Source organism: Streptosporangium sp. NPDC051023 (assembly GCF_040689595.1).
Classification (GTDB): Bacteria; Actinomycetota; Actinomycetes; order Streptosporangiales; family Streptosporangiaceae; genus Streptosporangium.
Window position 1 is genome coordinate 33,616 of record NZ_JBFBCE010000087.1, and the last position, 7,445, is coordinate 41,060.

7 protein-coding genes are annotated in these 7,445 nt (G+C 71.9%); 5 read left to right on the forward strand and 2 right to left on the reverse strand.

The window, feature by feature from the left end; translation table 11 throughout:
• Nucleotides 1-27: 27 nt before the first annotated feature.
• Nucleotides 28-987 (reverse strand): M56 family metallopeptidase, encoded by a 960-nt coding sequence (locus AB0395_RS38550; protein ID WP_366290048.1) that lies wholly within the window; start codon nt 985-987, stop codon nt 28-30.
• Nucleotides 984-1,352 (reverse strand): BlaI/MecI/CopY family transcriptional regulator, encoded by a 369-nt coding sequence (locus tag AB0395_RS38555; RefSeq protein ID WP_366290050.1) that lies wholly within the window; start codon nt 1,350-1,352, stop codon nt 984-986. The genes AB0395_RS38550 and AB0395_RS38555 overlap by 4 nt, the downstream gene beginning before the upstream one ends.
• 283 nt (nt 1,353-1,635) lie before the next feature.
• Between AB0395_RS38555 and AB0395_RS38560 the strand changes: the two genes are divergently transcribed.
• From AB0395_RS38560 to AB0395_RS38580, 5 genes are all read left to right on the forward strand, one after another.
• Nucleotides 1,636-2,238 carry a DUF4396 domain-containing protein gene (locus tag AB0395_RS38560; protein ID WP_366290052.1) on the forward strand — a complete coding sequence of 201 codons (603 nt, stop codon included), beginning with the start codon at nt 1,636-1,638 and terminating at the stop codon, nt 2,236-2,238.
• A gap of 570 nt (nt 2,239-2,808) precedes the next feature.
• A complete protein-coding gene (locus AB0395_RS38565; RefSeq protein ID WP_366290055.1) occupies nt 2,809-4,014 on the forward strand; it encodes an ABC transporter substrate-binding protein in 1,206 nt (401 codons plus the stop codon).
• Nucleotides 4,007-4,864 (forward strand): branched-chain amino acid ABC transporter permease, encoded by an 858-nt coding sequence (locus tag AB0395_RS38570; protein WP_366290057.1) that lies wholly within the window; start codon nt 4,007-4,009, stop codon nt 4,862-4,864. Before AB0395_RS38565 ends, AB0395_RS38570 begins: the two co-directional genes overlap by 8 nt.
• Nucleotides 4,851-6,563, forward strand: a complete 1,713-nt coding sequence (locus AB0395_RS38575) for an ATP-binding cassette domain-containing protein (protein ID WP_366290059.1) — start codon at nt 4,851-4,853, stop codon at nt 6,561-6,563. Before AB0395_RS38570 ends, AB0395_RS38575 begins: the two co-directional genes overlap by 14 nt.
• The gene (locus tag AB0395_RS38580) at nt 6,560-7,297 is read left to right on the forward strand and encodes an ABC transporter ATP-binding protein (protein WP_366290061.1); all 738 of its coding nucleotides are present in this window, start codon (nt 6,560-6,562) and stop codon (nt 7,295-7,297) included. The genes AB0395_RS38575 and AB0395_RS38580 overlap by 4 nt, the downstream gene beginning before the upstream one ends.
• Nucleotides 7,298-7,445 lie beyond the last annotated feature (148 nt).

Below are 7,445 nucleotides of genomic sequence, written 5' to 3' on the forward strand. Positions count from 1 at the left end.
GCCCGGCGGGGACACGCGGGCACCGCGCTAGAAGAGCGAGATCGTGTGGCAGTGGTGGGCGAGGAACGAGCCGACGCCCGGGATCGCCACCACCGCCGCGGGACCCGCGAGCAGGGCGCCCAGCGCCGCCAGTCCGGCCAGGCGTTCCCCGCGTCCCAGGGGAGGGGCCGGGCTGAGCATGCGCCTGACCCGGATGAGTGCCGTCTCGCCGCCCGCGCCGAGCGCGAAGGCGGGGGCGTTCCCCGTGGCAAGCCGTACCAGGGCGGCGGCGATGTGGACCCGCGGGTGGCGGCGGGCGGCGACGTCGTCGGCGAGGAGCTCGACCAGGCGGGCGATCTCACTCCTCGCCCTCGCGAAGAGCGGCAGGCGGAAGAACGCCATGGAGAGGGCTTCGGCGGCGGCCAGCACGAGGTGGTGACGCCCGCGCAGGTGCGCCCGCTCGTGGGCCAGCACGGCGGCCACCTGCTCGGGGGCCAGGGATCCGAGCGCGCCCGTGGTGATGACCGCCCTGCCGCGCCGCCCTGGCAGACAGTAGGCGACCGCCTCCCCGTGGTCGAGCACGATGGCGCCGAGCTCGCCGTCGTGGCGGCCCAGGACGTCGAGCATCCCGGCGTGGCGCCGCCGCTCCCGCCCGGCTCCGATCAGCACGGCCGCCCCGCAGTAGACAACCCTGGCCACGACCAGCCCGGCGCAGGACAGCGCCGCCCCGGCGAACGGCGACGCGGGGACTCCCCCCTCGGAGAAAAGCATCGCGCACACCTCGAAGAGCTCCGCCAGCCGGTGCCCGACCGCGGGGGCCGGGAGCGCGACGGCGACCGCGGCGAGGAGCGCGGAGGCGACGACGGAGGCGCACGCGGCCAGCCACACGGCGATCGCCAGGCGAGGGGCGCGCCCGGCCCATCCGGCCAGGGCCCGCGGCTCCCTCCGCCTCCACGGCGCCAGTGTGGCGACGATGGCGTATGCCGCCAGGACGGCGGCGGCCGTCACGCGCGACCCCCGGGGGGGTATACCTTGAGCGCGGCCTCGAGCGCCGCCGCCTCCTCCGGGGTCAGCCGCTCCAGGAAGTGCACCAGCGTGGCCGCCTGGTTGCCGCCGGAGGCGAGGGCGCTGCGCATGAGCTCGGCGGTGTGGGCTTCCTTGCTGGCGACCGTCTCGTAGACGTAGGCCCTGCCGACCGCCTTTCTGCGGAGCAGGCCCTTGGTGTGCAGCTTGTCCATCACGGTCATGACCGTGGTGTAGGCGATCTCCCGCTCACGGCGAAGGTCCTCGAGCACGTCTCTGACCGACGCGGGCCTGCGGTACGACCACAGGCGCTCCATGATCGCGGACTCCAGGTCTCCCAGACCACGCATCGCGTGAGACTCCCATCTACCTGCGGATCATTTGATGCTACCCGGCGTCGTAGACAACCGGCCACGCCCTTCCGTCACCCTCCCCGCCGGACTCCCCCGCTTTCCCGCCCCCTCCGCCCACCCGCCGGGGAGGGGGACTCCGGGGCACCCAACCGCCCGGCCGCCCCCTCGTCGCCGCCCCGTGGCCCGCACCGATCACGGGTAGTAGAACCCAGATTTTGCGTTATACCCCCCAGGGGTATAACGTAGGCGAATGTCACCGGCCGACGCCAAGGAGGTTGCAATGTCAGAGCCGATGCGGCACACGGAGCACGACGGGCACGCGGGCGGCGGAACGCCCGGCCACACGGGGCACGTGGGGCACGTGGGGCACACAGAACATATGGGACACGAGGGGCACGCGGAACACGAGGGGCACGACCACCACGCGCACACCGGCCACACGGGGAAGGTGACCTGGCGGACGGCGGCGTCCGCCACCCTGCACTGCCTCACGGGCTGCGCGATCGGCGAGGTGCTCGGCATGGTGATCGGCACCGCCCTCGGCTGGTCGAATGCGCCCGTCCTCGTGCTGTCGGTCGCCCTGGCCTTCGTCTTCGGTTACGCACTCACCCTGACGGGGCTGCGCAGGGCCGGGGTCGGCTGGCGCGACGCCGTACGGCTCGCACTCGCCGCGGACACCGCCTCGATCATCGTCATGGAGATCACCGACAACGCCGTGATGGTCGCGGTTCCCGGCGCGATGGACGCGGGACTCGGCAGCGGCCTGTTCTGGGGCGCCCTCGCCTTCTCCCTGCTGGCGGCGTTCCTCGTCACCACCCCCGTCAACAAGTGGATCATCGGGCGGGGCCGGGGACACGCGGTGGTGCACGCCTACCACCACTGACGCCTCACCGGAAAGCCCCGCCCCAGGGGCCGCACAGGGCCCGCGACGCCTCGACGGCGCCGCGGGCCCTCCTCGTCCGAGGACGGGCCTCGCGCCCGGAAAAGCGGCACGGAGCCCGGAAGGGCGGCCCGGCGAGCCACGCGAAGGGCCCGCCGCACGGGGAAAACGAAGATCGAAACGACGCCCCGGGGAAGCTGTCCACCCTCCCAAGATCGTACGGACCCAAAATAAATCATCACTCTTTACATTGATGTGACTTGTTCACGGGGGGTGAGCACCATATGTTTTGGGACCAAACATTGAGCATGCCTCGCTGTAGGAGTCCTCGATGCGCATCACCCTTGATCTCCCGGTGCTCGACACCACGGCGTCGGCAGCCGATCCTGCCCTGACCTGTGCAGAGCCCGTGGCGAGACGGGGTGACCGGCGCCTTACGCCCACGACCAGATCCCGATCCGGGCGAACAGCCGGGCTGTACGACGTGCCCACCATCTCGACGATCCCGGGTGGCCGATCACTCCGCCACCGTTGATCGCCAGACCCCCCAGACCTCATGAAAGGCACCGTCCCATGGGAATGATCTCCAAGGGCCTCGCGGCGGGAGCGGTCGCGCTCCTGGCCGTCAGCGCCGCCGCGTGCGGTTCGGGCGACACAGGGACCTCCGGCGACGCCAAGGGCGCCACGGCGACCGACCCCATCGTCGTAGGGGCGATCAGCTCCCTGAGCGGTCCCGCCGCCTTCCCCGAGGCGTCCCAGGCCGCCAAGGCCGTCTTCGATCGCGTCAACGCCTCGGGAGGGATCAACGGCCGCAAGATCTCCTACGTCAGCGTCGACGACAAGGGCGACCCCAGCACGGCGGCCCAGGCCTCGAGGGACCTCATCCAGAACAAGGGCGCCGTCGTGCTCGCCGGTGGTGCCAGCCTGCTGGACTGCCAGGTCAACGGTGCCTTCTACGCCCAGTCGGGCATCTCCTCGATCTCCGGCACCGGCATCGACCCCGGCTGCTTCACCTCCCCCGCCATCTCGCCGGTGAACACCGGCCCCTACCTCGGCACGACCGTCACCCTCTACCACGCGTCCGAGGTGCTGAAGATAGACAAGCTGTGCGGCTTCTTCGTGATCCTCGGCGGCACGTCCGACGCGTACAAGGGCGCCGTCGACGAGTGGTCGAAGATCACCGGCAAGCAGCTGCTCATCAACGACCGAAGCCTGTCGGGCAACACCACCGACTACACCCCCTACATCCTGCGGGCGCGTGACGCGGGCTGTAAGGGCGTCGTCTTCAACGGCACCGAGCCCATGTCGGTCGGCTGGGTGAAGGCCGCGAAGGCGCAGGGCATCACCGGCATCAAGTGGCTGGTGCTCACCTCGACCTACACCGACGCCGCGTCCAAGGCCTTCGGCGACGCGGGCAAGGACGTCGTGGCCCTGTCGGAGTTCGAGCCCTACTCGGACGCCTCGTCTGAGGCGACGAAGGACTGGCGGGAGCTCATGACCAAGAGCAACGTGCCGCTCACCTCGTTCGCCGAGGGCGGCTACCAGGCGGCGACGAACCTGGTGACCGTGCTCAAGGGCATGAAGGGCGACATCACCCGCGAGTCGGTGACCGCGGCGCTGAAGGCGCTCCCGCCCATCGAGTCGGGCATGGTGGGCACGCCGTACACCTTCGGCCCCGACCAGGCGCACGCCTCCAACAGGGCGGCCAAGTTCGTCCAGCCGGAGAACGGTTCCTGGAAGGTCATGACCCCGGACTGGATCCGGCTGCCCAATGCTTGAGGGTGCCATCGCAGGCCTGACCGCGGGCGGCGCCTACGCCGTCCTCGGTCTGTGCCTGACTCTGATGTATCGCCTGGGCCGGGTGGTCAACCTGGCCCAGGCGGCGATCGGCGTCGTCGGTGTCTACACGATGTCGGTGCTGGTTGACGGCGGCCTGCCGTACGCGCTCGCGGTCCTGGTCGGCCTGGCCGGGGCGGCACTGGTCGCCGCGGGGCTCGGCTACATGATGGGCCGGTGGTTCGCCGAGGCCGGGACCGACCAGCGTTCCGCGATCGCCATCGCCTATCTCGTCGGCCTGCTGGCCGCCGAGTACCTCGCCTTCGGCACCGACCCCCGTCAGATCCCTGGCCTCCTGGGCGCCCCGCTGGCGGTCGTCGGTGGCGTCACCATCACCCAGGCGGCCGCGGTCTGCGTGGCCGCGGCGGTGCTCATCACCGCGGGCGTTTCGGTGTTCCTGGCCAGGACGGCCGTCGGGCTGCGGCTGCGGGCGCTGTCGCAGCGGCCGACCACGGCCGAGCTGATGGGCATTCCGAGCCGCCGCCTCGGCGTCGGGCTGTGGGCCGTGACCGGCCTGCTGGCAACCGCCGTCCTGCTGGTGGTCGCCCCGCAGCAGAACAGCGACCAGCTCTCCCTCGGCCTCATGGTGATCCCGGCGTGCGCCGCGGCCCTGGTCGGAGGGTTCAAGAGCCTGGTCGGCACCGCCGTCGGCGGGCTCGCGCTCGGCGCCCTGCAGGGGGCGCTCGCGCACGTCAGTCAGCTGCAGGAGTTCCGCGACGTGGTTCCCTTCGTGGCGATCCTCGCGATCCTGCTCTGGTCCCAGCGTGGGGAGGTGTGGGATGCGGCGCGTTGAGGCGACCGGACCCGCGGCACAGCTCGTCGGCGCACTCGCCGTGATCGCCCTGCTGGCCGCCGTGGTCCCGCAGTACTGGCTCTTCCTCGGCACCACCGCCCTGGTGACGGCGATCGCGCTGAGCGGGCTCGGCATCGTCACCGGCCGGGCGGGCATGATCTCGCTCTGCCAGATGTCGTTCATGGCACTGGGCGCCTGGATCGTCTGCGAGCTGAACGTCCTGGCGGCGCCGGGCGGACTCGTCGTCTGGGTGCTGGTAGGCGGCATCGCCGCCGTTCCCCTCGGCATGCTCCTCGGGCTGCCCGCGCTGCGGCTGCGCGGCGTGCACCTCGCGGTGGTGACACTGGGCTTCGCCGCGGCGGCCGACGTGATCATCGCGGCGGCGGGCTTCCCCGGCGCGACCACCTTCCAGCAGGTGCTCAGGCCCTCGTTCATCGCCACCGACACCGCCTACTTCGTGTTCGCCGCGCTGGTCTTCGTCGCCGGGGCGGTCGCGATGCGGCTGCTCGGCCGCACCCGGTACGGCACGGCATGGCGGGCCCTGCGCTTCTCCGAGCGCGCCACGGCCGCGGCGGGCATGAGCGTGCCCCGCGCCAAGCTGGCCGCGTTCGCGCTGAGCGCCTTCTTCGGCGGCGTGGCGGGAGGCGTGCTGGCCGGGCAGATCGGCGTGGTGACCGCGCAGAACTTCGACACCGTCGACTCCCTCGTGCTACTGGTCGTGGCCGTCATGGCGGGCAGCGAGTACGCGGGCGGAGCGATCGCCGGAGGCCTCCTGATGGTGTTCGTCCCGGAGATCTTCAAGAGCATCGGCATCCCGCAGGACTGGGGCAGCCTGATGTTCGCCGTCGGCGCCGTGCAGACGCTGTCGACCGGGCTCAGCATGAGCGAGGACCTGGTGCGCCGGTTCCGCCGCCGCAGGGCCGTACCCGAGGAGCGCAGACAGCGCCAGGAGCGGCGGGCCGCCGCCGTGACACCGGTGCGGGGGGAAAATCCCGTCCTGGTGGTCGAGGGACTGTCCGTCGCCTACGGGCGGATCACCGCGCTCGCCGGGGTCGACCTGGTCGTCCCCGAGCGGACCGTGATGGGGCTGATCGGCCCGAACGGCGCGGGCAAGTCGACGTTCACCGACGCCGTGACCGGTTTCATCCCCGGCGCGACCGGCTCGGTCACGCTCGACGGGCGGCGCCTCGACGGCCTTCCCGTCCATCGCAGGGCGGCGGCGGGCCTGCGCCGGACCTTCCAGCAGGACCGCGTTCCGCCGGGGCTCACCGTGGCGGGGTTCCTCCGCTTCTCCGCGCACCGGCGGGTGAGCGCGGCCGAGCTCGAGGAGATGGCCGACTTCCTGAACGTGGGCGCGCTGAACCGGCACGTCAGCGAGCTGGACGTGGGCAGCAGGCGGCTGCTCGAGGTCGCGGGCGCGCTGCTCTCACGGCCCAAGGTGATCATCCTGGACGAACCCGCCGCGGGTCTCGCCCACGCCGAGTCCATGGAGCTCGCCGAGCGCCTGACGGAGGTGCCCGGCCGGTTCGGGGCCTCGGTCCTGCTGATCGAGCACGATCTGGAGATGGTCCGGCGGGCCTGCGCCGAGGTCGTGGTGCTGGACTTCGGCGAGGTGATCGCGGCCGGCCCTCCGGCGACGACGCTGGCCAGGCCCGAGGTCGCCCGTGCGTATCTGGGAGACGAGGTGGCGCTGGCATGACGTCCAGGCTGGTTCTGGAGGAGGTGACCGTCGCGCGCGGTGGCGCCCCGATCGTCAGGGGGGTCTCGCTCAGCGCGCCCGCCGGTGAGGTGACCGCGCTGCTCGGGCCGAACGGCGCGGGCAAAACCACGCTCCTGGAGTCGATCTCCGGCGTGATCCCCGTCACGAGCGGCACCGTCTCCCTCAACGGCACGAAGCTCACCGGTCTCGACCGGGTCGCCCGTGCCAGGGCGGGAGTCGCCCACGTCGAGCAGGGCCGTACGGTCTTCCCCGACCTGACGGTCGCGGAGAACATCCTCGTGGTACGGCGCGGCCCCGGCGTGATCGACCAGGCCCTCGAGCTGTTCCCCGAGCTGCACAAGAGGCTCGACGTCGCCGCCTCGCTCCTGTCGGGAGGGGAGCAGCAGATGCTCGTGCTCGCCAGGGCGCTGGCGGCCAGGCCGTCGGCGCTGCTGATCGACGAGATGTCGCTCGGCCTCGCCCCGGTGATCGTCCAGCGGCTGCTGCCCGTGGTGCGGAACCTGGCCGAGTCGGGGGTCGCCGTGCTGCTCGTCGAGCAGTTCGCGACGCTGGCTCTGAAGATCGCGGACACGGCGCACGTGCTCGCGAGCGGTTCCCTGACGTATTCGGGGCCCGCGGCCGAGCTGCGCTCGACCCCGGGAAGGCTGCACGCGGCCTACCTCGGGGAGGCCGCGCCCGCCGCGCCCGCCCCGGGAGAGAGGACCGCCGAATGAGGACCGCCGAATCCGGGTGACCGCGCACAGGTCCCAGCCCCGCCTGTGCCCGGACGCCCGCGACCGCCCGCAGATCGACGACGATGTGACGGGGACGCTCAGCCTGCTGGGGAACGGCTCGATCGTGGTCGACACCGGCAAGGGGACG